This is a genomic window from Curtobacterium sp. MCLR17_055 (assembly GCF_003234305.1).
In the GTDB taxonomy this organism is placed as follows: domain Bacteria; phylum Actinomycetota; class Actinomycetes; order Actinomycetales; family Microbacteriaceae; genus Curtobacterium; species Curtobacterium flaccumfaciens.
On record NZ_QKSX01000002.1, the window covers coordinates 265,377 to 287,486 of the forward strand.

The 22,110-nt window shown below is 71.5% G+C and carries 24 protein-coding genes, 2 tRNA genes and 1 pseudogene; 14 read left to right on the forward strand and 13 right to left on the reverse strand.

The window, feature by feature from the left end; genetic code table 11:
* The first annotated feature begins 48 nt into the window (after positions 1-48).
* Positions 49-510, forward strand: coding sequence for a globin (locus DEJ09_RS03145; RefSeq protein WP_244993484.1), 462 nt, complete (start codon positions 49-51; stop codon positions 508-510).
* Between the two features lie 208 nt (positions 511-718).
* Here DEJ09_RS03145 and DEJ09_RS03150 read toward each other — a convergent pair whose 3' ends face one another.
* On the reverse strand, positions 719-1,561 hold the full coding sequence (locus tag DEJ09_RS03150; RefSeq protein WP_111087609.1) for an NAD-dependent epimerase/dehydratase family protein: 843 nt from the start codon (positions 1,559-1,561) through the stop codon (positions 719-721).
* Positions 1,562-1,640: 79 nt separating this feature from the next.
* Positions 1,641-2,342: a hypothetical protein gene (locus DEJ09_RS03155; protein WP_071405518.1), complete on the reverse strand. Its 702-nt coding sequence runs from the start codon at positions 2,340-2,342 to the stop codon at positions 1,641-1,643.
* A gap of 91 nt (positions 2,343-2,433) precedes the next feature.
* Between DEJ09_RS03155 and DEJ09_RS03160 the strand changes: the two genes are divergently transcribed.
* Positions 2,434-3,297: an acyl-CoA thioesterase II gene (locus DEJ09_RS03160; protein WP_111087610.1), complete on the forward strand. Its 864-nt coding sequence runs from the start codon at positions 2,434-2,436 to the stop codon at positions 3,295-3,297.
* Here the strand turns inward: DEJ09_RS03160 and DEJ09_RS03165 are convergent.
* Both DEJ09_RS03165 and ettA read right to left on the reverse strand, forming a co-directional pair.
* A complete protein-coding gene (locus tag DEJ09_RS03165; RefSeq protein ID WP_111087611.1) occupies positions 3,284-3,763 on the reverse strand; it encodes a thioesterase family protein in 480 nt (159 codons plus the stop codon). The two genes, DEJ09_RS03160 and DEJ09_RS03165, sit on opposite strands and share 14 nt — an antisense overlap.
* A 5-nt stretch (positions 3,764-3,768) precedes the next feature.
* Complete coding sequence (gene ettA / locus DEJ09_RS03170; RefSeq protein WP_111030561.1) at positions 3,769-5,454, reverse strand: energy-dependent translational throttle protein EttA; 1,686 nt, start codon at positions 5,452-5,454, stop codon at positions 3,769-3,771.
* Between the two features lie 189 nt (positions 5,455-5,643).
* On the opposite strand from ettA, the gene DEJ09_RS03175 reads away from it, so the two are divergent.
* Positions 5,644-6,381 (forward strand): hypothetical protein, encoded by a 738-nt coding sequence (locus tag DEJ09_RS03175; RefSeq protein WP_111087612.1) that lies wholly within the window; start codon positions 5,644-5,646, stop codon positions 6,379-6,381.
* Between the two features lie 72 nt (positions 6,382-6,453).
* On the opposite strand, the gene DEJ09_RS03180 is transcribed toward DEJ09_RS03175, so the two are convergent.
* From DEJ09_RS03180 to msrA, 3 genes are all read right to left on the reverse strand, one after another.
* On the reverse strand, positions 6,454-7,131 hold the full coding sequence (locus DEJ09_RS03180; RefSeq protein WP_111054841.1) for a single-stranded DNA-binding protein: 678 nt from the start codon (positions 7,129-7,131) through the stop codon (positions 6,454-6,456).
* A gap of 119 nt (positions 7,132-7,250) precedes the next feature.
* Positions 7,251-7,454, reverse strand: a complete 204-nt coding sequence (locus DEJ09_RS03185; protein WP_111039301.1) for a methyltransferase — start codon at positions 7,452-7,454, stop codon at positions 7,251-7,253.
* A 37-nt stretch (positions 7,455-7,491) separates the two neighbouring features.
* Positions 7,492-8,019, reverse strand: a complete 528-nt coding sequence (msrA, locus tag DEJ09_RS03190; protein WP_111087635.1) for a peptide-methionine (S)-S-oxide reductase MsrA — start codon at positions 8,017-8,019, stop codon at positions 7,492-7,494.
* 150 nt (positions 8,020-8,169) lie between these two features.
* Between msrA and DEJ09_RS03195 the strand changes: the two genes are divergently transcribed.
* Both DEJ09_RS03195 and DEJ09_RS03200 read left to right on the forward strand, forming a co-directional pair.
* Complete coding sequence (locus DEJ09_RS03195; RefSeq protein WP_017886047.1) at positions 8,170-8,436, forward strand: hypothetical protein; 267 nt, start codon at positions 8,170-8,172, stop codon at positions 8,434-8,436.
* An 89-nt stretch (positions 8,437-8,525) separates the two neighbouring features.
* Positions 8,526-9,854 carry a hypothetical protein gene (locus tag DEJ09_RS03200; protein ID WP_111087613.1) on the forward strand — a complete coding sequence of 443 codons (1,329 nt, stop codon included), beginning with the start codon at positions 8,526-8,528 and terminating at the stop codon, positions 9,852-9,854.
* Between the two features lie 62 nt (positions 9,855-9,916).
* Here DEJ09_RS03200 and DEJ09_RS03205 read toward each other — a convergent pair.
* Positions 9,917-9,989 (reverse strand) — tRNA-Arg (locus DEJ09_RS03205).
* Positions 9,990-10,141: 152 nt separating this feature from the next.
* Between DEJ09_RS03205 and DEJ09_RS03210 the strand changes: the two genes are divergently transcribed.
* From DEJ09_RS03210 to DEJ09_RS03220, 3 genes are all read left to right on the forward strand, one after another.
* Entirely contained in the window at positions 10,142-10,885 is a 744-nt protein-coding gene (locus tag DEJ09_RS03210) for a cytidylyltransferase domain-containing protein (RefSeq protein ID WP_111087614.1), read from the forward strand.
* Positions 10,882-11,754, forward strand: coding sequence for an N-acetylneuraminate synthase family protein (locus tag DEJ09_RS03215; RefSeq protein ID WP_071405510.1), 873 nt, complete (start codon positions 10,882-10,884; stop codon positions 11,752-11,754). Before DEJ09_RS03210 ends, DEJ09_RS03215 begins: the two co-directional genes overlap by 4 nt.
* A gap of 67 nt (positions 11,755-11,821) precedes the next feature.
* Entirely contained in the window at positions 11,822-13,363 is a 1,542-nt protein-coding gene (locus tag DEJ09_RS03220; RefSeq protein WP_111087615.1) for a DUF6716 putative glycosyltransferase, read from the forward strand.
* Here the strand turns inward: DEJ09_RS03220 and DEJ09_RS03225 are convergent.
* Positions 13,307-13,567 carry a thioredoxin family protein gene (locus DEJ09_RS03225; protein WP_027464648.1) on the reverse strand — a complete coding sequence of 87 codons (261 nt, stop codon included), beginning with the start codon at positions 13,565-13,567 and terminating at the stop codon, positions 13,307-13,309. The genes DEJ09_RS03220 and DEJ09_RS03225 overlap by 57 nt on opposite strands.
* A 29-nt stretch (positions 13,568-13,596) precedes the next feature.
* On the reverse strand, positions 13,597-13,887 hold the full coding sequence (locus DEJ09_RS03230; RefSeq protein WP_071405508.1) for a hypothetical protein: 291 nt from the start codon (positions 13,885-13,887) through the stop codon (positions 13,597-13,599).
* Positions 13,888-13,970: 83 nt separating this feature from the next.
* On the opposite strand from DEJ09_RS03230, the gene DEJ09_RS03235 reads away from it, so the two are divergent.
* The 5 genes from DEJ09_RS03235 (at position 13,971) to DEJ09_RS03255 (ending at position 17,649) form a co-directional block, all read left to right on the forward strand.
* Positions 13,971-14,420, forward strand: coding sequence for a MarR family winged helix-turn-helix transcriptional regulator (locus tag DEJ09_RS03235; protein WP_111087616.1), 450 nt, complete (start codon positions 13,971-13,973; stop codon positions 14,418-14,420).
* Entirely contained in the window at positions 14,417-15,658 is a 1,242-nt protein-coding gene (locus DEJ09_RS03240; protein ID WP_111030570.1) for an MFS transporter, read from the forward strand. Before DEJ09_RS03235 ends, DEJ09_RS03240 begins: the two co-directional genes overlap by 4 nt.
* A 732-nt stretch (positions 15,659-16,390) precedes the next feature.
* Positions 16,391-17,029 carry an oligoribonuclease gene (orn, locus tag DEJ09_RS03245; protein ID WP_111024210.1) on the forward strand — a complete coding sequence of 213 codons (639 nt, stop codon included), beginning with the start codon at positions 16,391-16,393 and terminating at the stop codon, positions 17,027-17,029.
* A gap of 75 nt (positions 17,030-17,104) precedes the next feature.
* A tRNA-His gene (locus DEJ09_RS03250) sits at positions 17,105-17,180 on the forward strand.
* A 124-nt stretch (positions 17,181-17,304) separates the two neighbouring features.
* Positions 17,305-17,649, forward strand: a complete 345-nt coding sequence (locus DEJ09_RS03255) for a metallopeptidase family protein (RefSeq protein WP_035807616.1) — start codon at positions 17,305-17,307, stop codon at positions 17,647-17,649.
* A gap of 175 nt (positions 17,650-17,824) precedes the next feature.
* Here the strand turns inward: DEJ09_RS03255 and DEJ09_RS03260 are convergent, their stop codons facing one another.
* Both DEJ09_RS03260 and DEJ09_RS03265 read right to left on the reverse strand, forming a co-directional pair.
* The gene (locus DEJ09_RS03260) at positions 17,825-19,090 is read right to left on the reverse strand and encodes an acyl-CoA dehydrogenase family protein (RefSeq protein ID WP_111087617.1); all 1,266 of its coding nucleotides are present in this window, start codon (positions 19,088-19,090) and stop codon (positions 17,825-17,827) included.
* The gene (locus DEJ09_RS03265; RefSeq protein WP_111087618.1) at positions 19,087-20,520 is read right to left on the reverse strand and encodes an LLM class flavin-dependent oxidoreductase; all 1,434 of its coding nucleotides are present in this window, start codon (positions 20,518-20,520) and stop codon (positions 19,087-19,089) included. Before DEJ09_RS03265 ends, DEJ09_RS03260 begins: the two co-directional genes overlap by 4 nt.
* A gap of 102 nt (positions 20,521-20,622) precedes the next feature.
* On the opposite strand from DEJ09_RS03265, the gene DEJ09_RS03270 reads away from it, so the two are divergent.
* Positions 20,623-21,975 (forward strand): MFS transporter, encoded by a 1,353-nt coding sequence (locus DEJ09_RS03270; RefSeq protein WP_111087619.1) that lies wholly within the window; start codon positions 20,623-20,625, stop codon positions 21,973-21,975.
* Here DEJ09_RS03270 and DEJ09_RS03275 read toward each other — a convergent pair.
* Positions 21,951-22,110, reverse strand: a pseudogene (locus tag DEJ09_RS03275) (tRNA (adenosine(37)-N6)-dimethylallyltransferase MiaA); the annotation flags it as partial. The gene DEJ09_RS03270 and the pseudogene DEJ09_RS03275 overlap by 25 nt on opposite strands.

Genomic DNA, 22,110 nt, shown 5'->3' on the forward strand with positions numbered 1-22,110 from the left:
ACACCCCCGAGCGGCACGGGCGGCCCCGGAGCACGCGGCTCGCTCGGCATGCCCGGCTCCCCCGCGATGCCAGGCTCGGTCGGCGTCCCGGCGCAGCCGATCACCCTGCGCGTCGGGGAGCACGGTGCCTCGGCCACCGGGTCGCTGTACGAGCGGATCGGCGGCGCCCCCACCTTCGACCAGCTCGTCCGGCGCTTCTACGAGGGCGTGCAGCAGGACGAGGTCATCTGGCCGATGTACCCGGCCGACGACCTCGAGGGTGCGATCTGGCGCCTGTCCGCCTTCCTGCAGCAGTACTGGGGCGGCCCGGGCACCTACAGCGAGCAGCGCGGCCACCCCCGCCTGCGGATGCGGCACAACCCGTTCCGCATCACGTCCGAGGCCCGGGAACGCTGGCTCCACCACATGCACGAGGCGGTCGAGTCACTCGAGCTCGCGCCCCTCGACGAAGCCGAGCTCTGGGGTTACCTGGACCGCGCTGCCCACGCGATGACGAACACCTTCGACTGACGCGCGCGGCACACGCCGTCGTGTCGTCGAGACGCCGCCGAATCCGGCGGCGTCTCGACGCTCCCGCGGCGTCTTCCGCTGACGCCGGCGTGCAGTGATCGTCGCGAGCGGCTGACGGGAGGCCCGTGGCGGCGCCGCCACGGGCCTCCCGTCCGACTGTCCGCACGTTCTCGTGCCCGCGGAACGCCGGCGTGTTCGGGCAGCGCGGTCAGCGCACGTATGAGCCGGAGGCGAGGTCCTCGACCAGGGACGGCCGCGACGGCCGCCAGCCGAAGGCCGACCGGGCGTGTGCGCCGGACGCCTCCTGGTGCAGCAGCAGGGCGTCGGCGAAGTCGCGCCCGAGCCGTTCGCGGCTCGCGTCCAGGCGCTCGGCGACGACCGGTGCACCGTGGGCCCCGGCCTCGGCGATCTGCCGGACGGTCGGGTTGTCGCCGGTCGCGGCGACGATGTACCCGTCGGGCTCGCCGCGGTGCAGCGCGAGGACGTAGAGCTCGCCGAGGTCGTCGACGTGCACCGTCGTCCAGCGCTGCGAGCCGTCGCCCACCAGCTGCACCGGCTGCTCACCGTCGCTGACGAACATCGCCGGGATGCCCGCGCCGCGCCCGTACACGATCCCGGGGGCGACGACGGTGCTCCGCACGTCGCTCGCCCGCAGCAGGGCCTCGTTCGGTCCGCGCCAGGCGGTCAAGGACGGCGGGTCGATCGGCGACTGCTCGGAGATGTCCGTCGAGTCACCGAAGGTGAAGATGCCGCCGGTGTGCACGAACGGCTTCGGTGTGCCGGCCAGGGCACCGATCGCGGTGCGGATGAAGTCCGGGTCGACGCCGGGCGCCGATGCCGTGTGGATGGCGCCGTCGCTCTCGTGCAGCAGGCGTTCGACGACGTCGGTGTCGGTGACGTCGCCGACCAGGGCCCGGCCACCGGCGTCACGGACGTGCTGGGCCTTCTCGTCGGAGCGGACGAGCGCGGTGACCTCGTCGCCGTGGGCCACGAGGGAGCGGAGGACGGAGGAGCCGATGTAGCCGGACGCACCGGTGAGGAAGACGTGCATGCGGCCAGCCAACCACGGCGGCCGGGCGGCGTCGCGGTCGGCGGTGGTCGGCGCCCCGTCGTCGTCGCCGTCGTCTTTGCTAGGAGCTCAGGGTCCAGGCGCGGCGCTTGACGAGCACGTGGCCGCGCGAGGTCGTGAGTCGGCTCCACGGACCCGTCTCGAACAGCCGGACCGGGTCGTGCCCGAGGAACCCGAGGCTCTCGCCCGCGAAGCCCGCACCGGCGGGCAGGTGCTCGACGCCGGGGACCGGTCGGCCCCAGACCTCGGCACGGATCCGTCGGACGATGGCCTCGCCGGCGTTGGACGGCACGGCGTCGGCGACCTCGGCGATGCCGTCGCGGGTGGCGCGGCGGAGGAGTTCCGGTGAGACGTCCGGCAGCGGGACCCAGCCACCGCGGGGCGGGGAGATGGCCGCCCACGTCACGGTGTGCACCTCGTGCGGTAGCTCGACCTCGATCGGGGTGGCCCGCGTCGGGTCGGCGCCCTCGGCGTGTTCGGCGTCCTGCGCCTCGGCCAGCAGGCGGAGACGCTCGAGGAGCGACTGCAGCGGGACCACGGTGTCGATCGACGCCGGCTCGGTGAGCGAGAACGTGCGGAGCCCGAGCACCGTCGGCAGTTCGTCGAGCAACCCGAGCGGGTAGAGGATCGCCGTGTAGACGGCCAGGACGCCGGAGTCGGCGATGAGCCGGACCGAGCCGTCCTCGATCCGAGCGGCACGTCCGAGGTACGTGCGGAGGTCACCGAGTGAGGCGGCGTCGGGAAGCGTGAACGAGTTGCCCATGTCGTCCCCGATCCTACCGGCCATCGGCGCCGAGCGGCCTGGGCGCGACGACCTGCGACGGCGGCGGGCAGCCGTTCGTAGACTGCACAGCGTGAACGGCGAACCCGACTTCCTGCGGACCCTGCGACTCGAGGACACCGGCGCGAGCACGGGCGAGACGATCCTGACCGGTGCCAGCCACTGGTCCCCCGGCGGACGGGTGTTCGGCGGGCAGGTGCTGGCGCAGTGCATCGTCGCCGCGCAGCGCACGATCGAGGGACGCGACGTCCACTCGATGCACGGATACTTCCTGCGGCCCGGCGACATCGACGTGCCGATCACCTTCGGGGTCGAGCGCATCCACGACGGTCGTTCGTTCGCGGCCCGACGCGTGCAGGCGTACCAGCGCGGTGTCCCGATCTTCTCGATGATCGCGTCGTTCCAGGTGCCGGACACCGGCATCGAGCACCAGGACCCGTACCCGGTGGACACCCCGGACCCGGAGTCCCTGCCGTCGGCCGCGTCGATCCTGTCCGCGATCGACCACCCGGTCGCACGTGCCTGGGCCGCACGGTCCATCGATCTGCGCCACGTCGAGGGGCCGGTGTTCGTCGACGTGCAGGGCGAGCACGTGCCGCACCAGGCGGTCTGGTTCCAGGTGCAGGGCGACCTGCCGGACGACCCGGCGCTCCACCGTGCGGTGCTCGGGTACGCGAGCGACCTGTCGATCCTCGAGCCGATCATGCGGCGGCACGGCGTCGCCTGGGGCACCCCGGGGGTCAAGAGCGCGAGCCTCGACCACGCCATGTGGTGGCACCGCGACGGTCGCGCCGACGACTGGATCCTGTACACGCAGGAGTCCCCGAGCGCACAGGGCGGCCGGGGACTCGCGTTCGGTCGGATGTTCTCCCGCGACGGTCAGCTGCTGGCCACCGTCGCCCAGGAGGGCATGATGCGGGTGCCTACGGCCGGCTGAACTGCACCGGTTCCTCGAGGTAGCGCTCGCACGCGGCACGCTCGGGGTCGGTCAGTCGACGCGGACGGTTCGTCGCCGCATCGACCATCACGAGTGCCGTCGTCGCCCGGGTGTACAGGACGGCGGGGTGCTGCCCCACCGGCGACCAGACCTCGTACGAGACGTCGATGCTCGCGCCCCCGAGCCGCCCGATCCACATCTGGATGTCGAGCGGTTGACGGAGGTACGGGATCGACGCCAGGTACTCGAGGCGCTGGCCGGCGATCACCGTCATGGTGCCGGAACCCGGCCGACCGTCGATGATCGGCTCGGGCAGGTCGCCGTCGGGGTCCTCACCGGGGTCGGCACCCCAGAACCCCACGATGCGCGCCTCTTCGAGCAGGCGCAGCATCGCGGAGTTGTTGACGTGACCGTAGGCGTCGATGTCGCTCCACCGCAGGCGGATGGGAGCGTGCAGTCTCGCCACGAGGGTCAGTCGCGGGTGAGCTTGCGGTACGTCGCGCGACCGGGCTTCGCGGCATCGGCACCGAGGCGCTCGATCTTGTTCTCCTCGTACGCCTCGAAGTTGCCCTCGAACCAGTACCAGTTCGGCGTGCCGTCCTCGTTGAGGCCCTCCCACGCCAGGATGTGCGTGGCGATGCGGTCGAGGAACCACCGGTCGTGGGTGATGACCACGGCGCAACCGGGGTACTCGAGCAGGGCGTTCTCGAGGCTGCCGAGCGTCTCGACGTCCAGGTCGTTGGTCGGCTCGTCGAGGAGCAGCAGATTGCCGCCCTGCTTGAGCGTCAGCGCCAGGTTCAGACGGTTGCGCTCACCACCGGACAGGATGCCGGCGCGCTTCTGCTGGTCCGGACCCTTGAAGCCGAACTGCGACACGTACGCGCGGGACGGGATCTCGGTCTTGCCGACCTGGATGTAGTCGAGTCCGTCGGAAACGACCTCCCACAGGTTCTTGTTCGGGTCGATGCCACCACGGCTCTGGTCGACGTACGAGATGTCGACCGTGTCGCCGATCTTCAGCGTGCCGCCGTCGAGGGGCTCGAGGCCGACGATCGTCTTGAAGAGCGTGGTCTTGCCGACACCGTTCGGGCCGATGACGCCGACGATGCCGTTGCGGGGCAGCGTGAACGACAGGTCGCCGATGATGACGCGCTCACCGAACTGCTTGCGCAGGTGCTCAGCGTCGATGACCTGCGAACCCAGACGCGGGCCGACCGGGATCACGATCTCCTCGAAGTCGAGCTTGCGGGTGCGCTCGGCCTCGGTGACCATCTCCTCGTACCGGGCGAGACGGGCCTTCGACTTCGCCTGACGGCCCTTGGTGTTGCTCCGGACCCAGTCGAGCTCGGACGACAGGCGCTTCGCGAGCTTGGCGTCCTTCTTGCCCTGGACCTCGAGACGAGCACGCTTCTTCTCGAGGTAGGTCGAGTAGTTGCCCTCGTACGGGTACAGGCGGCCACGGTCGACCTCGGCGATCCACTGGGCGACGTGGTCCAGGAAGTACCGGTCGTGGGTGACGGCAAGGACGGCACCGTGGTACTGCTGCAGGTGCTGCTCGAGCCAGAGCACGCTCTCGGCGTCGAGGTGGTTGGTGGGCTCGTCGAGGAGGAGCAGGTCGGGCTTCTGGAGCAGCAGCTTGCAGAGCGCGACGCGGCGCTTCTCACCACCGGACAGGTGGGTGACGAGTTCGTCCCCCGGGGGGCACTGCAGCGCGGCCATGGCCTGCTCGAGCTGGGAGTCGAGGTCCCACGCGTCGGCGGCGTCGATGTCCTCCTGCAGGGTGCCCATCTCGGCCAGGAGCGCGTCGAAGTCGGCGTCCGGCTCGGCCATGAGCGCCGAGATCTCGTTGAAGCGTGCGAGCTTGCCGTGGATCTCGCCCACGCCCTCCTGCACGTTCTCGAGCACGGTCTTGCTCTCGTCGAGCTCCGGCTCCTGCATGAGGATGCCGACGCTGAAGCCCGGCGTGAGCTTCGCCTCGCCGTTGGACGGCTGGTCGAGACCCGCCATGATCTTCAGGATCGTCGACTTGCCCGCACCGTTCGGTCCGACGACGCCGATCTTGGCACCGGGGAGGAACGACATCGTGACGTCGTCGAGGATCAGCTTGTCGCCGACCGCCTTGCGGGCGCGGACCATCTGGTAGATGTACTCAGCCATATCGGCCCCAAGTGTAGTGACACCGTCGGAGCACCGCTCGCCCGACGCCGGATCGCCGCTTCCCGCACCTGTACGAACAAGCCTGTTGTTCGCGACACGGACGACGTAGCTTGGCCTCACCCCGCTACCTCGGGCCCGTCACCCACCACGACGAGGACCAGGATCAGGACCACGGACAGGACGAGGACCATGACCACGCACACGACCACGACCCCGTCGCGGCTCCGCCGCCTCGCACTCCCCTTCGTCGGAGCGATCGCACTCACCGTCGCGCTCATCGCCCCGGTGTCGCCGGCATCGGCCGCCGGTGCCGTGCCGAAGGGCAGCCCCTACCTGCTGTACACGGCGAGCATCAGCGCCAACGGCACGGGCACCGGCTACTCGTCGTACATCAACGTGCACGACGCCCACAACAACGCCTACGCGTTCGGGATCCAGTCGGACAAGGGCTCCCCGCAGAGCAAGGGCAAGCCGCGCTACATCTGGGAGCGCGTGCAGAACGGCAAGTTCACCTACGGCTACCTGGGCCCGGCCACCAACAAGCTCACGCCCATCGGCATGCGCTGGTACAAGAACGACGTCGCGACGATGATCGTGAACCACAAGACGATCGGCACCCTCAAGCTCAACCTCGACGGTCGCCTGTTCTTCAACGCCGAGGCCAACGCCCGCCTGAACGGTGACGTCGTGCACTCGACGGTGCAGAACACCCGCATCACGGTCGGTGACCGCAGGTCGAACACCGGCCTGAACGGCAAGTGGGACACGAGCTTCTCGTTCCACGGGCTGAAGGCGAAGCAGACGAACAGCCCGCGGGTGCAGGGCGCCAGCTTCAAGATCGACGGCCGCGTGACCGGGCTGCCCCGCGGCGGCAACTGGGACACCGCCCAGGTCTCCGGCATCGGGATGATCGCCCAGAAGTGGTGACCGACGCGACGCGGTGAACCGCACGCGTCCCCGGCGGCCTGACCCGCACCCCGACTCCGGTCGGCGTGCGGGTCAGGCCGCTTCGGCGTCGTGGGCGTGGTCGTCGAGGGGCGGCGCGGGGTCCCAGGGGGCGGCGTCCTGTTCGAGGACGTGCTCGGACGGCCCCGCGGGCTCCTCGCCGTCGCCGGGCGGCGGTGCCCCGTGGACCCCGTCGACGTCGCCGTCACCGTCCGGACCGTGCTCGGTCGCCGGTGCGTGGTCGTGCGGACCGTCCGGCTCCGCCCCGTGGTCGGAGCCGTGACCGGCGCCGTGCCCCGCCGGGTCGCGGACCTCGCCGGTGCGGGGGTCCACCCCGCGCAGACCACCCTGCCCCGAGGCGCCGTCGCCGACCTGCCGCGGCACCCGCAGCCAGTTGCTGATCCCCCACGCCAGGTCGTGGCCGATGCCGTCGGCGTCGATCTCGACCGAGGTCCCGCCGCGACCGTCGCGTTCCCATGTGCGGATGCGGACCCGTCCGGCGACGACGATCCGGTCGCCCTTCTTCAGGGACTTGTACACGTTCGACGCGAGCGACCGGAACGCGGTGACGGTGTACCAGTTGGTGGCGCCGTTGACCCAGGCGGCGGTGGCCCGGTCCCAGCGGCGCGAGGGTGAGGCGAGTCGGAGACTCGTGATGGCGATGCCGGTCTCGGTGACGAGGTGCCGGGGCTCGGTGGCGACGATTCCGCAGACGGTGATGATGTCGTTCATGCGTCGATCGTCACGGAGCCCGGGGCCGCGTCAGCGACCCCGGGCTCGATCTGTGGCGTGTGGACCCGATCAGGTGACCTGTGGAGGAAGAGTCCCCCGAGCCTCCTGTCCGGACCCGGTCAGTGCGCTCGGAACTCGGGCCGGGCGGCCAACGGTCCGAGCGCGGCGTGGACCGCGCCCTTCGCGGACTCGAGGGACGGGTACGGCCCGCCCGCTCGTCGTCGTCCGTAGAGCTCGACCTGGAACCCGTCCACCGCGCGGTGGATGCTGCCCACTGCTCCGGCCGGACCGATCGCGACCCAGGTTCCCGTGTTGTCCGTCATGTTCGAACCACCTCCTCGTGGCCCTGCCGCCCCGGGGTCAGGACGCCAGGATGTACTGACTGTAGGCCTTCCGGACCTTGTTCACCTTGGGCAGCGCGACTGCGAGGCAGTAGCCCTGCCCGGGGTTCTTCGCGAAGAAGTCCTGGTGGTACTCCTCTGCCGTCCAGAACGTCGAGAGCGGCTCGATGGTGGTGACGATGCCGCCGTCCCAGATGTCCGACGCCCGCTCGATGGCGCGCTCGAACAGCTCGCGCTGCGTGTCGTCGGCCGGGAACATCGCAGAGCGGTACTGCGTGCCGACGTCGGCCCCCTGGCGGTTCAGCTGCCGGGGGTCGTGCAGCGTGAAGAAGACGTCGAGGATCACGTCAGCCGGGATCACCGACTCGTCGAACGTCACCGCGACCGCCTCGGCGTGGCCCGTCGTCCCGGTGCACACCAGTTCGTACGAGGGGTCCTCGACCTGTCCGCCGACGTAGCCCGACACCACGTCCTGCACACCCTGGAGCGTGCGGTACACGGCGTCGAGACACCAGAAACATCCACCTGCGAGCACGAACGTGGTCATGGCCACAACCTCTCTCCGGGCTGCCCGTGCAGCCCCGTCGTTCCTCCACAACAGTGTGCGCGGGGACCCTGTTCCCCAGATCGGACGTTGCCCCTCGGCGTGTCGGTGGTCCCCCGTAGCGTCGGCACCACACCGACCAGGAGGCCAGCGATGCAGACCATCACCGAACCCGCACTGCGGATCCGCACCGTCCCGCTGGCCCGAGCCCGGGGCGACTACCGCATCCTCGACGTCCGCGACGACCTGAGCCGGGTCACCCGGGCCAACGGAGAGATCGTCGGGTACGTCGACCGCATCGACGTCGCCGGCGACACCGCCTACCGTGCCCGCCGGTACGTCGCGACCGAGCGCCGGTTCGTCGAGCTGCCGAGCGTGTGGTCCGCCGACGACGCCGTGGACACCCTGCGCTGGTCATGATGTTCCACATTGGAATCATCTGCACCGGGATGCACGGAACGCCGTCCGGCCTCCCCGACGCCTGACCGTTCCGTGGGTATGGTGCGCGCATGGACTGGTGGAACGACCTGACCGACTGGACTTCGTCCGACACGGGTTGGCGGGTGCTCTCGGGCGCTGTGATCCCCTTCGTCGCCATCGTCGTGGCGGGCGTCATCGCGGCGCTCATCGGGCGCAGCGCGACCAAGCGGGTCGTGGCGCTCCAGGAGCGGGAATCGAAGAACGCGGCCGTCGCCGCGATCCTGACGGCTGCGCGCAAGGCAGCGGCGTGGGGATCGCTCGGACACGACGAGCGTGCGTACGCGGACCACCTCGCCGAGGACGCCGACATCCGGCTGCGCCTGCTCCCCGTGCAGGGTGCGCCGCTGGCCGCCAACTGGGCCCAGCACGAGATCGCCGACATCAAGAAGAACTCGTCGACGTTCAGCTTCCAGGCCGACCAGTCCCTCGCCGAGTTCCGTGACCGCCTGCTCGACTGGCAGGCGCGACCGAGCCGTGCGCGCAAGCTCTTCAAGGCCGACCTCGAGCGCTGGAAGTTCGAGTCCCCGGACCCCGACGCCGATCTCATCAAGCGCCAGCAGGACTGGAACGCCGACCAGGCCGACCCCCCGCGCACGCAGGCACAGGCACAGGCCCCGGCGCTGGCTGCTCCCGCCGAGCGTCCCACCCCGACGACGACCTCGCTGCGTCCGGCGCAGCGCCCCGCGTCCGCACCCTCGACTCCTCCGGCGCCGACCGCTGCCGCTGCCGCAGCCGGTGCTGCCGCGCCCGCTGCGTCTGCCGGGGCCGCCGGCGGGTCGACCCCGTCGTTCTCCGTGAACCGTGGTGCCGCCACGAACCCGAACCGCGGCAGCGCCGACCAGAACGCCACGCGCTCCTTCGGTGACAACACCACCCGCGTCTACGGCGACGACGAGGCTGCACCCCCGGTCCGTCCGGCGCTCGGCACCCCGACCTCGCCCGCCCGCTCCGTCCAGGGCCGCGGCACGGACGACACCGAGGTCGTGGACGACGACAGCGCCACGCTGGCCTTCGGCGACGCGAGCGCCACGCGGGCACCCGGCGACGCCGGTGCCACCCGCGCCTTCGGCGACACCGACCGCGCACCGCGGAACGACCGTCCGTCCTCGTCCGACCGCCCCGTCGCGACGCCCACCGCGGCCGACGCCCACGTCAACCGGGCGCCCGCGAACGACGTCCCGCCCGCATCGGCACCCCGGGTCGACACCCCCGGCGCGACGAACACCACGTCCGTCCCGACGCGTCTGAACCAGGCCCCCGCCGAGCCGGCCGACGCGAACGAGACCTCGGAGGCGCCGTACACGCAGCCGATCAGCGCCGCCGAACTCCGACGCCGGGCCGCGGACGACGACGAGTAACCACCCCCACGACGAGAACAGGGCCGCCATCCGGAGAGGATGGCGGCCCTGTTCGTCTTCGGCGCCCCCGGCAGGAATCGAACCCGCGGCACGGTGGGTAGAAACCACCTGCTCTATCCACTGAGCTACGGAGGCGAGCAGCGTCGATTGTAGCGGCGAGCAGCCCCCGGACGCTCGATGCGCGCCCCGCCGCGTCGCCGTGACAGGACCCGGCGGTCGCCCAACGGTCGGCCGCCGTCTGCTCCCCGTTCCCCTCCGCGACACCCACGCTTCGTAGCGTCCGGAGCATGCGCACCACCGGTTCCGTCCTCGCCGTCGTGCCCGCACGTGCCGGGTCGAAGGGGATCCCCGGCAAGAACCTGCGCACGGTCGCGGGTCGTTCGCTGGTCCGTCGGGCGGTCGACTCGGCACGACGTGCCACCCGCATCGACGAGGTCGTCGTCACGACCGACGGTGACGCCATCGCTGCCGAGGCGGTCGCCGCCGGTGCCGCCGTGGTCCGCCGCCCGGCCGAGCTCGCCGGTGACGAGGCGTCCTCGGAGTCCGCCCTGCTGCACGTCCTCGACGCGATCAGCACGCCGCTGCCCGAGGTCCTCGTCTTCCTGCAGGCGACCTCGCCGTTCATCGACCCGGCCGACCTCGACGCCGCCGTCGCGCGCGTGGTCGACGGGCACGCCGACGCGGTGTTCGCCGCCACGCCGTCGCACGCGTTCCTGTGGCGGACCGCCCCGGACGGCACCGCGGTGGCGGTGAACCACGACGCTGCGACCAGGCCCCGCCGGCAGGACCGGGAGCCCGAGTACCGCGAGACCGGTGCCTTCTACGTGATGCGGACGGCGGGGTTCCTCGAGAACCGACACCGGTTCCACGGCCGCGTCGAACTGGCCGTCGTCGACGGTGCCGGCGCGATCGACATCGACGACGAGGCCGACCTGGCCCTCGCCGAAGCCCTCGCCAAAGCGCCCGCACCCACCACGACCCGAGACCCATCCCCGACGCGGGCCACCCCCGCACCGAACGGAGCACCATGACCGTCACCATCGGTACGTCCACGATCGGCGCGGGCCACCCCGCCTACCTCATCGGCGAGATCGGCCTCAACCACAACGGCGACGTCGACATCGCGAAGCAGCTCATCGACGTCGCTGCCGACGCGGGGCTGCAGGCCGTGAAGTTCCAGAAGCGCACCCCCGCGATCTCCACGCCGGAGCACATGAAGAACACCCCGCGCAGCACCCCGTGGGGCGACATGACCTACCTGGAGTACCGCTACCGCGTCGAGTTCGACCGCGACCAGTACATCGAGATCGGCGACCACGCGACCCTCCGCGGGCTCGACTGGTTCGCGTCGCCGTGGGACGAGCCGTCGGTCGACTTCCTCGAGGACCTCAACGTCGTCGCGTACAAGATCGCCTCGGCGTCCGTCACCGACCTCGGCATGCTCGCCGCCGTCGCCGCGACCGGCAAGCCCGTCATCCTGTCGACCGGCATGTCCACGCTCGAGCAGATCGACGCCGCCGTCGAGGCCCTCGGCACCGACCGCCTCGTCCTCATGCACGCGACGTCGACCTACCCGCTGCCGGCCGAGGAGGCGAACCTCCGCATGATCGACACCCTCGCCCACCGCTACGCGGGCGTCCCCGTCGGGTACTCCGGCCACGAGCCCGGCCTGCAGATCTCCATCGCCGCGGTCGCCCTCGGTGCCACGGCCGTCGAGCGCCACATCACGCTCGACCGCACCATGTGGGGCTCCGACCACGCCGCGTCGCTCGAGCCGCACGGCCTGAAGACGCTCGCCCGTGACATCCGCATCATCGAGACCGCCCTCGGCGACGGCGTCAAGAGGATCTTCCCCGGCGAGCAGGCACCGCTCGCGAAGCTGCGTCGCGTCGGCGCGTGAGCGGATGCAGTCCCCATCCGACCGCCGGCGAGCAGGCACCGCTCGCGAAGCTGCGTCGCGTCGGCGCGTGACCGGCCCGGTCGACGGGACCAGCGCCTTGGACGCGCCGGCTGACGGCGGTGGGTCGACGGTCGGACTGGAGGCGCGCCTCCCGTCCGACGCGTCACCACGCGTCCGACGCGTGGTCGGCCTGGTCGACACCGACTCGTTCGCGAAGTGGGGCGCCCACCTGCTGGCGAGCGCACCGGCGGACTGGGACCTGGAGCTGCGCACCGTGGCGACCCCGCGGTCGGCGAGTCCGAAGCAGCTGCGGTCGGCGTTCCGCGGGCTGGACCGGCGCCTCGCCCACCTGCACCGGGAACCGCCCGCGCCGAAGGACGTCGACGCCGTCGTCGAGGAGCTCCGACAGGACCCGCCGGACGCCGTCCTGGTGTCGTTGATCGGACCGGTGGCCGAGCTCGTGATCGACGAGGTACACCGGCGGATCCCGGACCGGCCGGTGCTGGTCTCGGGGCTGCCGGGGATCTCGTTCCCGTCGAAGTGGAAGGGCATCTTCTTCCGAGCCCGGGCTGACCTGTTCGTGCTGCACAGCCATCGCGAGGTCCGCGCGTACGAGGAGATGGCGCGCGAGGGCGGCGTCGAGCCGCACTTCGCGCTCGCCACGCTGCCCTTCGCGCGGGGCGCCGGCGCGACCGGCGGTGTCGGAGCGAGCGATGGTGCGGGCTCGACCGTCCGCGACTCCGTCGTCTTCGCGGCGCAGCCGAGTGTGCCGTTCGAGCGGGCCGACCGTGCCCTCGTCGTGCGGTGGCTCGTCGACGCGGCGCGGGCGCACCCGGAGTGGCGCGTCGTCATCAAGACGCGCGCCGCGGCAGGCGAGCACCAGACACACCGCGAGGAGCACCCGTACCCGGACCTGGTGCCGGCGGACGCGCCGACCAACCTCGTGGTCGAGAGCGGCCCGATGGCCGAGCACCTCGACCGGGCGGTGGCGCTCGTGACGATCAGCTCGACCGCGGTGCTCGAGGCGGCGGCGCGAGGCGTGCCCGCGCTCACGCTGACCGACTTCGGGATCGGGCGACACCTGATCAACGAGGTGTTCGTGGGGAGCGGCCTCGAGGGTGACGCCGTCGACCTGGTCGACGGACGGTTCGGTGTCGTCCGGCCGGAGTGGATGCGGGACAACTACTTCCACCCGGCCTCGGAGGACGACTGGCAGCACCGGCTCGTGGAGCTCATGGCCCGACGGGACGCCGGCACGCTGGTGGACCGGGCACCGGCTCGGCGGAGTCGCGGTGGCGTGCTGCGCCGTGCGTGGGAGCGGAAGAACGCCCTCGGTGGGGCCGATCGCAGCCCGCTCGGACTGGTGGCACTGGGCATCGGGGCGCCGATCCGGGGCGCGAAGCGTCTGGCACGACGCGTGCGGGCGCTGGTCGATCCGCCGGAGCCCGTCGTGGTGGCGGCGCCGACGTCGCAGCGTGCGGGGGCGCGGGCCGCTGTGCCCGTGCCGGGGGCCACCGCTGCGGCGGCCGCCCCGGCCGCGGCGGCGGCTCGTTCAGAGCGCCTTGGCCACCGCGAGCAGGAGTTGGTCGCGGGTCGGGACGCCAGGTGACCGGAAGACCTCGGTGCCGTCGTCCTGCCGCACGATGATCGTGGGCGTGGACCGGATACCGAGGTCTTCCGCGTCGTCGGGGTGTGCCGCCACGTCGCGTTCGGTCACGGTGAGCCCGGGGACGAGCGCCGAGGCCTCGGCCGACACCCGGCGGGCGGCGGCGCACGGCGCACAGAAGGCGGACGTCCAGAGGTCGAGCTGCATGTGGTCCTGCAACGCGGCGGGTGGGGGTTCTACTCCCGGTCGAACTCGCCGCTGCGGTCGCCGCGGTCCTGCAGGTCGTCGACCGGGTCGGACTCGCCGGGCTCGTAGGTGAACTCGACCGAGATCTGGTCGAGGACCTGGCGGGACTTGGTGGCGCGGTAGGTGAAGGCCGTCTGCAGGCCCTCGACGTCGGCGAACACCGTGACCTCGTCGTCCAGCGCGTCGCTCGTGGCGGTGCGGGTGTCGGTCGTGCCGTCGAAGGGACCGCCGTGGAAGATCGCGGTGTACTCGTCGCCTTCGTGGATGGTGATGTCGCTCATGCCTCCCTTCTACCAGGCGGTGGCTGGTGCGGTCTGTCGAGCCCGTCGTTGCGCTATGCATAGCACGGCTATATAGTTCAGCTATGGAAACACCGCGTGAGCAGACGATCGAGACCCTCCTCGTCTCCGTCAACCGCCTGATCCGCAGCGCCGTCCAGTCGACGGGCAACACCACGTCCACCGCGGTCTGGCGCACGCTCGGCATCCTCGAGACCGACGAACCCCTGCGACTCGGTGAACTGGCCACCGCCTCCCGTGTGGCGCAGCCCACGATGACGCGACTCGTCGCCGGCATGCTCGCCGACGGCCTGGTCAGCCGCAGCGTCGACCCGGACGACTCCCGCGGGCAGCTCATCGAACTCACCGAGGCCGGACGCGAACGGCTCGCATCCTGGCGCTCCACCCTCACCAGCACGGTCGGTCCGTTGTTCGCCGACCTGACCGACGACGACTGGGACGTCCTGCACCACGCGACGAACCTGATCGCCCAGCGCACCCGGACAACCCCCAACGGAACGGAGATCCCCGCGTGAACGCTCACGCACCCGCCGGCCAGTCCGGCTCCATCCTCAAGCAGTCGTCCGCGGTCTGGGCGATCGCCTTCGCCTGCGTCGTCGCGTTCATGGGCATCGGGCTCGTCGACCCGATCCTCCCGGCGATCGCGGCGTCCCTCAAGGCGACTCCGGCGCAGACCGAGCTGCTCTTCACGAGCTACCTCGCCGTCACCGGCGTCGCGATGTTCTTCACCAGCTGGGTCTCCAGCCGCATCGGCGCGAAGCGCACCCTGCTCATCGGACTCGCCCTGATCGTGCTCTTCTCGGTGCTCGCCGCGACGTCGAACAGCGTGTGGAGCATCATCGACTTCCGTGCTGGCTGGGGCCTCGGCAACGCGCTCTTCATCTCCACCGCGCTCGCGACCATCGTCGGAGCAGCGTCCGGCGGCACCGCCTCGGCGATCATCCTGTACGAGGCAGCGCTCGGCCTCGGCATCGCCGTCGGTCCCCTCGTCGGAGGTCTGCTCGGCTCGGTGAGCTGGCGCGGCCCGTTCTTCGGCGTCACGACCCTGATGGCCGTCGCGTTCATCGCCATCGTCGCCCTGCTGAAGACCGGCAGCCTCGAGAAGCCCACGCCGACGAAGCTCTCCGCACCCTTCCGCGCCCTGACCCGTCCGGCACTCGCCGCCCTCGCCGCGACCGCGCTGTTCTACAACATCGGCTTCTTCGTCCTGCTGGCGTACACGCCGTTCCCGCTCGGCTTCGGCGCGCTCGGCATCGGGTTCACGTTCTTCGGCTGGGGTGTCGGTCTCGCGATCACGTCCGTGTGGGTCGCCCCGATGCTCACCGCCCGTCTCCGGAGGACGACGGTGTTGAAGATCGCGCTGCCCCTGCTCGCGCTCGACCTGTTCGCCGCGGCCCTCGTCGTGCGGTCCCAGGTCGGCCTGATCATCTGCGTCGTCATCGGCGGCCTCGTGCTCGGTGTCCTGAACACCGTGCTCACCGAGTGCGTCATGGAGGCCACCGACCTCCCCCGCTCCGTCGCCTCGAGCGCCTACTCCGCCGTCCGCTTCATCGGCGGCGCCATCGCCCCGCCCGTCGCGACCCTGCTCGCCGACGCGTACTCCCCCTCGGCGGCCTACGTCTTCGCGGGTGCATCCGTCGCGGTCGCCTTCGTCGTGATCCTCTGCACCACCAGGGTCCTGCGCCGCGTCGACGACGGTCCCGAGCCGGAGCGCGTCGAGGCCGAGGCCATCACCGCCGGCGAAATGGCCTAGCCGCCGAGGCGCCGGGGTGCGGCGGCTTCGTACGTGCCCTGCTTCCCTCTTCCTCACGAACGGGCGAAATGCCGGAGTGTCCCCCGTGGGCACCCCGGCATTTCGCCCGTTCGTGCGTCCGCGCGCGGGCTCGCTCGCCCCCCGTTCCACGCCCCACCCGCGAGCGGGCGAAATGCCCGGCCTCGACCGCAGAGCGACGCCGGCATTTCGCCCGCTCGCGCGGGGCTGGCGAGAACCGTGCGGCAGGCGGGGTGGAGGGCGACCGCCGGGAGGCGCGGGGCGGCCTGCCGGGGTCGCCCCGGGCCTCCAGGCGGTCACTTTGCGGCGCTCGCGGCTCGCGTCGCTGACGAGCGGGCGAAACATCCGGGTCCGCCCGCAGGGCGACCGCGGCATTTCGCCCGCTCGGCTGGACGCGGGTGGGCGGAGCCACGACCGGGGCGCGACCGCAGTCGGCGAGCGGGCGAAATGCCCGGGTGCGTCCGCCGGGTGGCCGCGGCATTTCGCCCGCTCGTGGTGACGAGGCGGGAGCGGGCGGGATCGGTGCGGCAGGCGGTCGCCTGCAATGCTCGCGGCTCGCGTCCCGGACGAGCGGGCGGAATACCCGGGTGCGTCCGCAGGGCGACCGCGGCATTTCGCCCGCTCGCGCATCCGACGCACGGAACGGGCGGGCACGCGTGGGCGGGCGCAGCGGCACGTACGGGACGCACGCGGGGCGGGAATAGGATCGAGGACATGGCAACCGCGAATGACCGCCTCGTCTGGATCGACTGCGAGATGACCGGCCTCGACCTCGAGGTCGACGAACTCGTCGAGGTGGCCGTGGTCATCACCGACTTCGACCTCGAGCCCGTGCACCCCGGGTTCGACATCGTCATCAAGCCGGACCAGTCGGCGCTCGACAACATGAACGAGTTCGTGACCAACATGCACGTCACCTCGGGGCTCATCGACGAGATCCCGAACGGCGTGAGCCTGGCGGACGCCGAGTACCAGGTGCTCGAGTACATCCTCGAGCACGTCCCCGCCGAGGGCTCCGCCCCGCTGGCCGGCAACACGATCGGCACCGACCGTGCGTTCCTGTCGAAGTACATGCCGCGGGTCGACGGGCACCTGCACTACCGCAGCGTCGACGTGTCGAGCATCAAGGAGCTCTGCCGCCGCTGGTTCCCCCGCGTGTACTTCAACGCGCCGGAGAAGCACGGTGGGCACCGGGCCCTCGCGGACATCCTCGAGTCGATCCGCGAACTCGAGTACTACCGCCGCGCCGGCTTCGTCGCCGAGCCCGGCCCGAGCACCGACGACGTGCGTGCCGTGCAGGCCGACGTCGTGGCGAAGTGGGAGTCACGGCTGGCGCAGCCCGCGGCCGAGTAGCGACACGGGTGGTCCGCACCCCGTCCCGCATGTACTACTATTGAGTGGTCGCGCCGGTCCGCTGGTTCGAACATGGTGGATATAGCTCAGTTGGTAGAGCGCCTGGTTGTGGTCTAGGAGGTCGCGGGTTCGAGACCCGTTATTCACCCCAGTCGAGGGAGAGTCCTGTTGCGTGTGACGCAACCGGGGCTCTCCCTCAGTGTTTTTCTGGTCGCCTCCGGCGCCGTGCGGCTTCGCCGCGAGTGGTCAGCGCGGTGTGGGACGATCCACCCGTGATGGAGATGTCCGCCGACGCGTTCGAGCAACTCGTGACCGACGAACTCGACCTGCTCCCCGACGAGATGGTCGACGGGCTCGACAACGTGGTGTTCGTCGTCGAGGACGAACCGGAGAACGGCGAAGAGCTCTTCGGCGTGTACGACGGCATCGCAGCCACCGAACGCGGGCAGTACGGCTTCGGCGAGCTGCCCGACCGCATCGTGGTGTTCCGCAAGCAGCACCTGGCCGAGTGCGACACCGTCGAGGAGCTCAAGGACGAGGTGCACACCACCCTCGTGCACGAGATCGGCCACTTCTACGGCATCGACGACGAGCGGCTGCACGAGCTCGGCTGGGCGTAGCGGCCAGCGACGCGCACCCGGCGGGCGGCGGGCGGCGGGCGGCGCCCGAGTTTCGGGCTCAGCGACATCCCTCGGGCCCACGAGCGCGAGAACTGTCGCTCACCGCGAAAAGTCGCGGCGCAGCAGCCGCAGCCGCCGCAGCCCGCGCACCCGCACCCACACCGGTCCACGCCCCTCAGAACCGCGTCGGCCCCACCTCGTGGTACTTCTCCCACGCCCCCACCGGCCCCCGCCCGTGCAGCGCGTACTCCCCCACCAGCCGCTCCTTGTAGACCGCCGGGTTGTGCGACGCCACCACCCGGGCGTTCCGCCAGTGCCGGTCCAGCCCACGTGTGCGGTCGGCCGCGGACGCCCCGCCGACCTCGAACAACTCGGATGCCGACCGCAGCACCCGCGGCCCGGTCTCGACCTGCGCCTGGTACACGGCGTTCTCGGCCGCGTCGAGCAGCACGCGGTCGACGCCGACCCCGGGCTCGTTCGTCGCGACGACCCCGTCGAGCAGCCCCGCGGCGGCGACGACGAGTGACCGGGCGGTGAACGCCCCGGCCGACAGCCGCCCGAGCACCGAGAGCACCTGCGGGTCCTCCCCCGGCACGGCCGCGTTGGCGTGGATGTACGTGCGGGTCCGTGGCCGCACGAAGGCCACGGCGTCGTCGGACACGGCCTGCCCGATCCCGGCGAGGACCGCCAGCAGGTACAGCTGGTAGAAGGCCTGGATGTGCGACAGCGGGGCGTCCCGGTACGCCGACACCACCGACGGGTCGACCGACACCCCGTCGAACACGGTCGTGCCGGAGGCGGTCAACCGCTGCCCGAACCCGTCCCAGTCGTCGATGCTCGTCACGCCCGGCGCGGAGGCGTCGACGGCGAACGTCACGCGCTCCCCGTCACGGTCTGCCGCCAGGTAGATCCAGTCCGCATAGAGCGTGCCGGTCGAGTAGAACTTCCGCCCGTCGAGGCGGAGGGAATCGCCAGCCGGCGTCACCGTCGTCGAGATGTCGGCCAGGGTCGTCCCGGTCCGCTCCGAGGTCGCGTTCCCGATGATCGCTCCGTCGACGATGCGCTGGAGCCACTCGTCCCGGCCGGCGGACGACGGCCGCAGCAGCACCAGCTCGGTGTACCCGAAGTGGCCTCGCCACAGGTGCGCGATGTTCGAGTCCGCCGCCGCCAGGTCCGCCACCAGGTGCGCGAGTTCGACCAGCGTCACGCCGAAGCCGCCGCGGTCCTCCGGCACGCGCAGCCGCCCGAACCCCGCGTCGGCGAGCGCCCGGACCTCGGCGTGCGGCAGCGGCCGGTCGCCGGGCTTCCCGGACGCGAGCTCACGCTCGACCGCGCCGTCGCGGATGGTCGCGAACACGGGCGCGAAGCGTTCGCGCAGGGTCGCCAGACGGTCGGCCGGGAGGCCCGTCACGCGTCCGTCGATCGTCGTCGCGTCCGTCATGCGGGCACCTCCACCGCACGGGTCGCGTCGTCCGGGTGGGTCGCGGTCGCGCCGGCACCGCCCGAGAACGCCCCGCGCCACTGCCGGGCGGGGTGCGAGTCCGGCAGCTGTGCGTGGCCGAAGAGCTTCTCGCGCAGGGTCCCCTCGCGGTACTCGGACTGCATCAGCCCGCGTTCCTGCAGGGTCGGCGCGATGTGGTCGACGAACTCCTCGTACGAGCCGGGCAGCGTCCAGTTGATGACGTTGACGCCGTCGACGCCCACCCGCTGCCAGTCGGCGAGCTCGTCGGCGATCTGCTCCGGCGTCCCGACGACCCGGGCGCGGAGCTTCGCGGACAGCCGGGCGAGGTCGGCGATGGTCGGTTCGCGGTCCCCGGCGGCCTCGCGGAGCCACTGCAGGTGCGACTGTCCGGCGTGGGTGCGGACCTCGGACAGCGGGGTGTCCGGGTCGAGGGGCTCGCCGGTGTCCGGGTCGAAGCCGAGGTTCGAGTGCACCAGGAACCCGTCGGCGGCCAGGTACTCGTCGATCTCCGCCTCCTTGGCCTTCGCCTCGGCCTCGGTGGAGCCGGTGACGAAGGTCAGGCCGAGGAAGAACGCGATGTCGTCCCGCTGGCGGCCGGCGGCCTCGGCCAGGTCACGGGTCTCGCGGATGAGCTGTTCGGTGGCATCCCGGTTCGAGGTCAGGATGAACTGGGCCTCGGCGTTCCGGGCGGCGAAGGCACGGCCGGCCGGCGACGACCCGGCCTGGAACAGCACCGGGGTCCGCTGCGGCGACGGTGCCGACAGGTGCGGGCCATGCACGTCGTAGCGCTTGCCGTGGTGGTCGATGCGGTGCACCCTGTCGGGGTCGGCGTAGCCACGGACCGGGTCCTTCAGCACGGCGCCGTCCTCCCACGAGCCCTCCCAGAGCTTCGCGCAGACCTCGAGGTACTCCTCGGCCCAGACGTAGCGCTCGTCGTGCTCCTCGAGCCGGTCGGCGCCGAAGTTCCGGGCGGCGCTGTCGAGGGCGCTCGTGACGACGTTCCAGCCGATGCGGCCCCGGGTGATGTGGTCGAGCGTGGAGACCTTGCGGGCGAAGTCGAACGGGTGCGCCTGGATGACGCTCGAGGTGAACGCGAGCCCGAGGTGCTCGGTCGACACGGCGAGCGCGGAGAGCAGCACGGAGGGGTCGTTCGAGGGGATCTGCAGCCCCTCGCGCAGGTTGGTCGAGTAGTCGCCGCGACCGGGGCCGTAGGTCCCGACGACGTCGGCGAAGAACATCGCGTCGAACTTGCCGCGCTCGAGGGTCCTCGCCAGGTCGGTCCACAGCGTCACGTCGTCGAAGTCCGCCTGCCGGGCGTCGGGGTGCCGCCACAGGCCGTGCTGGATGTGCGAGGTCGTGTTCATGACGAAGGCCGCGAAGCGCAGCGGGCGGTTCGGTGCATCGCTCATGTGTCCCATCGTGGTCGGCGGGCACCGCCCGACGACAGCGACGTGACCTCCCGTTACGCGCGGTGTTCCCCGCGGCCCTGGACGCGACCATGCTCCTGAGGCATGCCGAGCCAGACCACCCTCACCGCGCCTCCAGGCCGTTCCGCTGCACCGTCGACCAGTGTGACCCGTCGTCGGGTCGCCCTCGCGTCGTTCGTCGGCACGACCGTCGAGTACTACGACTTCTACCTCTACGCGACGGCCTCGGCGCTGGTGTTCGCGCCGACGTTCTTCCCGTCCGTGACGCCGGCCGTCGGGGTCATTGCGTCGTTCGCGACCTACGGCGTCGGGTTCGTGGCGCGGCCGCTCGGCGGCGTGATCGCCGGCCACCTGGGTGACCGGATCGGGCGGAAGAAGCTGCTCGTCGCGTCGCTGGTGCTGATGGGCATCGCGTCGACGTTGATCGGGGTCATCCCGTCGGCCGCGACCATCGGGGTCGGCGCCGTCGTGGCGCTCGTGTTCCTGCGGCTGCTGCAGGGCGTCGCGGCCGGTGCGGAGTGGGGCGGCTCGGCGCTGCTGTCCGTCGAGCACGCGCCGGAGCGGCACCGGGGGCTGTTCGGGGCGTTCACGCAGATGGGGTCGGCCGGTGGGATGCTCCTGGCGACCGGGGTCTTCACGCTCGTGCGGTCGCTGCTCGGCACCGAGGCGTTCCTGGCCTGGGGCTGGCGGCTGCCGTTCCTGTTCTCGGCGGTGATCGTGGCGGTCGGGCTCGTCATCCGGCTCGGTGTGCAGGACGCCCCGGTGTTCCAGGAGCTGCGCGCCGCGGGTGGGGTCGAGCGGTTCCCGGTGTGGCAGGCGATCCGGCAGCACCCGCGGTCGATCCTGGTGACGGCGGGCCTGCGTCTCGTGCAGCCGGCGCTGTACTCGATCCTGACGACGTACTCGCTGACGTACCTCGGAAACGTGCGGGGGCCATCGGGCTCGGACGCCGGGCTGCAGGCCGTGCTCGTGATCTCGGCGGTGTCGCTCGTGTCGACGCCGTTCTGGGGGTGGCTGTCCGACCGGGTCGGGCGACGGGTGCTGACGATCTGGTCGGCGGTGGGCATCGCGGTGCTCATCTGGCCGTTCTTCGCGTTCCTCGACGCCGGGCCGCTCGTGCTGTTGCCGCTCGTGGCGCTGATCGGGATGTGCGTGTTCCACGACAGCATCTACGGGCCGCAGGCGGCGTGGTTCGCGGAGCAGTTCCCGACCGGGCGGCGGTACTCGGGGATGTCGCTCGGGTACCAGATCGGGTCGATCTTCTCGGTGGGGCTGACGCCGCTGCTGGCCGCGGTGTTCGTGCAGCTCGGGGGTGGCTCGCCGTGGATCCTGTGCGGGTACCTCGGGGTGTACGCGGTGCTGACGATCGTGGCGGCGGTGTTCGCGGTGGATCCGCGGGCGGTGGCGCGGCGGGAGGCGCGGGCGGCGACCTGGTAGGCGGCGACACTCGCCTCGTCGGTGACGTCGAGCACGTCGAGCTGCTGGTGCGGGATGCCGTGCCGCTCGGCCGGCGGGAGCTTCGCGGTGCCGATGTCCATGCCCCGGTACAGCTGCATGGCGTCCGCGTTGATG

Coding starts and splice junctions, on each gene's coding strand:
- DEJ09_RS03270 (WP_111087619.1), top strand. CDS start 20,623: ATGCCGAGCCAGACCACCCTCACCGCGCCTCCAGGCCGTTCCGCTGCA.
- DEJ09_RS03255 (WP_035807616.1), top strand. CDS start 17,305: ATGGAGATGTCCGCCGACGCGTTCGAGCAACTCGTGACCGACGAACTC.
- DEJ09_RS03185 (WP_111039301.1), bottom strand. CDS start 7,454: ATGACGGACAACACGGGAACCTGGGTCGCGATCGGTCCGGCCGGAGCA.
- DEJ09_RS03260 (WP_111087617.1), bottom strand. CDS start 19,090: ATGACGGACGCGACGACGATCGACGGACGCGTGACGGGCCTCCCGGCC.
- msrA (WP_111087635.1), bottom strand. CDS start 8,019: ATGACCACGTTCGTGCTCGCAGGTGGATGTTTCTGGTGTCTCGACGCC.
- DEJ09_RS03215 (WP_071405510.1), top strand. CDS start 10,882: ATGACCGTCACCATCGGTACGTCCACGATCGGCGCGGGCCACCCCGCC.
- DEJ09_RS03200 (WP_111087613.1), top strand. CDS start 8,526: ATGGACTGGTGGAACGACCTGACCGACTGGACTTCGTCCGACACGGGT.
- DEJ09_RS03235 (WP_111087616.1), top strand. CDS start 13,971: ATGGAAACACCGCGTGAGCAGACGATCGAGACCCTCCTCGTCTCCGTC.
- DEJ09_RS03150 (WP_111087609.1), bottom strand. CDS start 1,561: ATGCACGTCTTCCTCACCGGTGCGTCCGGCTACATCGGCTCCTCCGTC.
- DEJ09_RS03225 (WP_027464648.1), bottom strand. CDS start 13,567: ATGCAGCTCGACCTCTGGACGTCCGCCTTCTGTGCGCCGTGCGCCGCC.
- DEJ09_RS03265 (WP_111087618.1), bottom strand. CDS start 20,520: ATGAGCGATGCACCGAACCGCCCGCTGCGCTTCGCGGCCTTCGTCATG.
- DEJ09_RS03175 (WP_111087612.1), top strand. CDS start 5,644: ATGACCACGCACACGACCACGACCCCGTCGCGGCTCCGCCGCCTCGCA.
- DEJ09_RS03210 (WP_111087614.1), top strand. CDS start 10,142: ATGCGCACCACCGGTTCCGTCCTCGCCGTCGTGCCCGCACGTGCCGGG.
- DEJ09_RS03195 (WP_017886047.1), top strand. CDS start 8,170: ATGCAGACCATCACCGAACCCGCACTGCGGATCCGCACCGTCCCGCTG.
- orn (WP_111024210.1), top strand. CDS start 16,391: ATGGCAACCGCGAATGACCGCCTCGTCTGGATCGACTGCGAGATGACC.
- DEJ09_RS03145 (WP_244993484.1), top strand. CDS start 49: ATGCCCGGCTCCCCCGCGATGCCAGGCTCGGTCGGCGTCCCGGCGCAG.
- ettA (WP_111030561.1), bottom strand. CDS start 5,454: ATGGCTGAGTACATCTACCAGATGGTCCGCGCCCGCAAGGCGGTCGGC.
- DEJ09_RS03180 (WP_111054841.1), bottom strand. CDS start 7,131: ATGAACGACATCATCACCGTCTGCGGAATCGTCGCCACCGAGCCCCGG.
- DEJ09_RS03155 (WP_071405518.1), bottom strand. CDS start 2,342: ATGGGCAACTCGTTCACGCTTCCCGACGCCGCCTCACTCGGTGACCTC.
- DEJ09_RS03230 (WP_071405508.1), bottom strand. CDS start 13,887: ATGAGCGACATCACCATCCACGAAGGCGACGAGTACACCGCGATCTTC.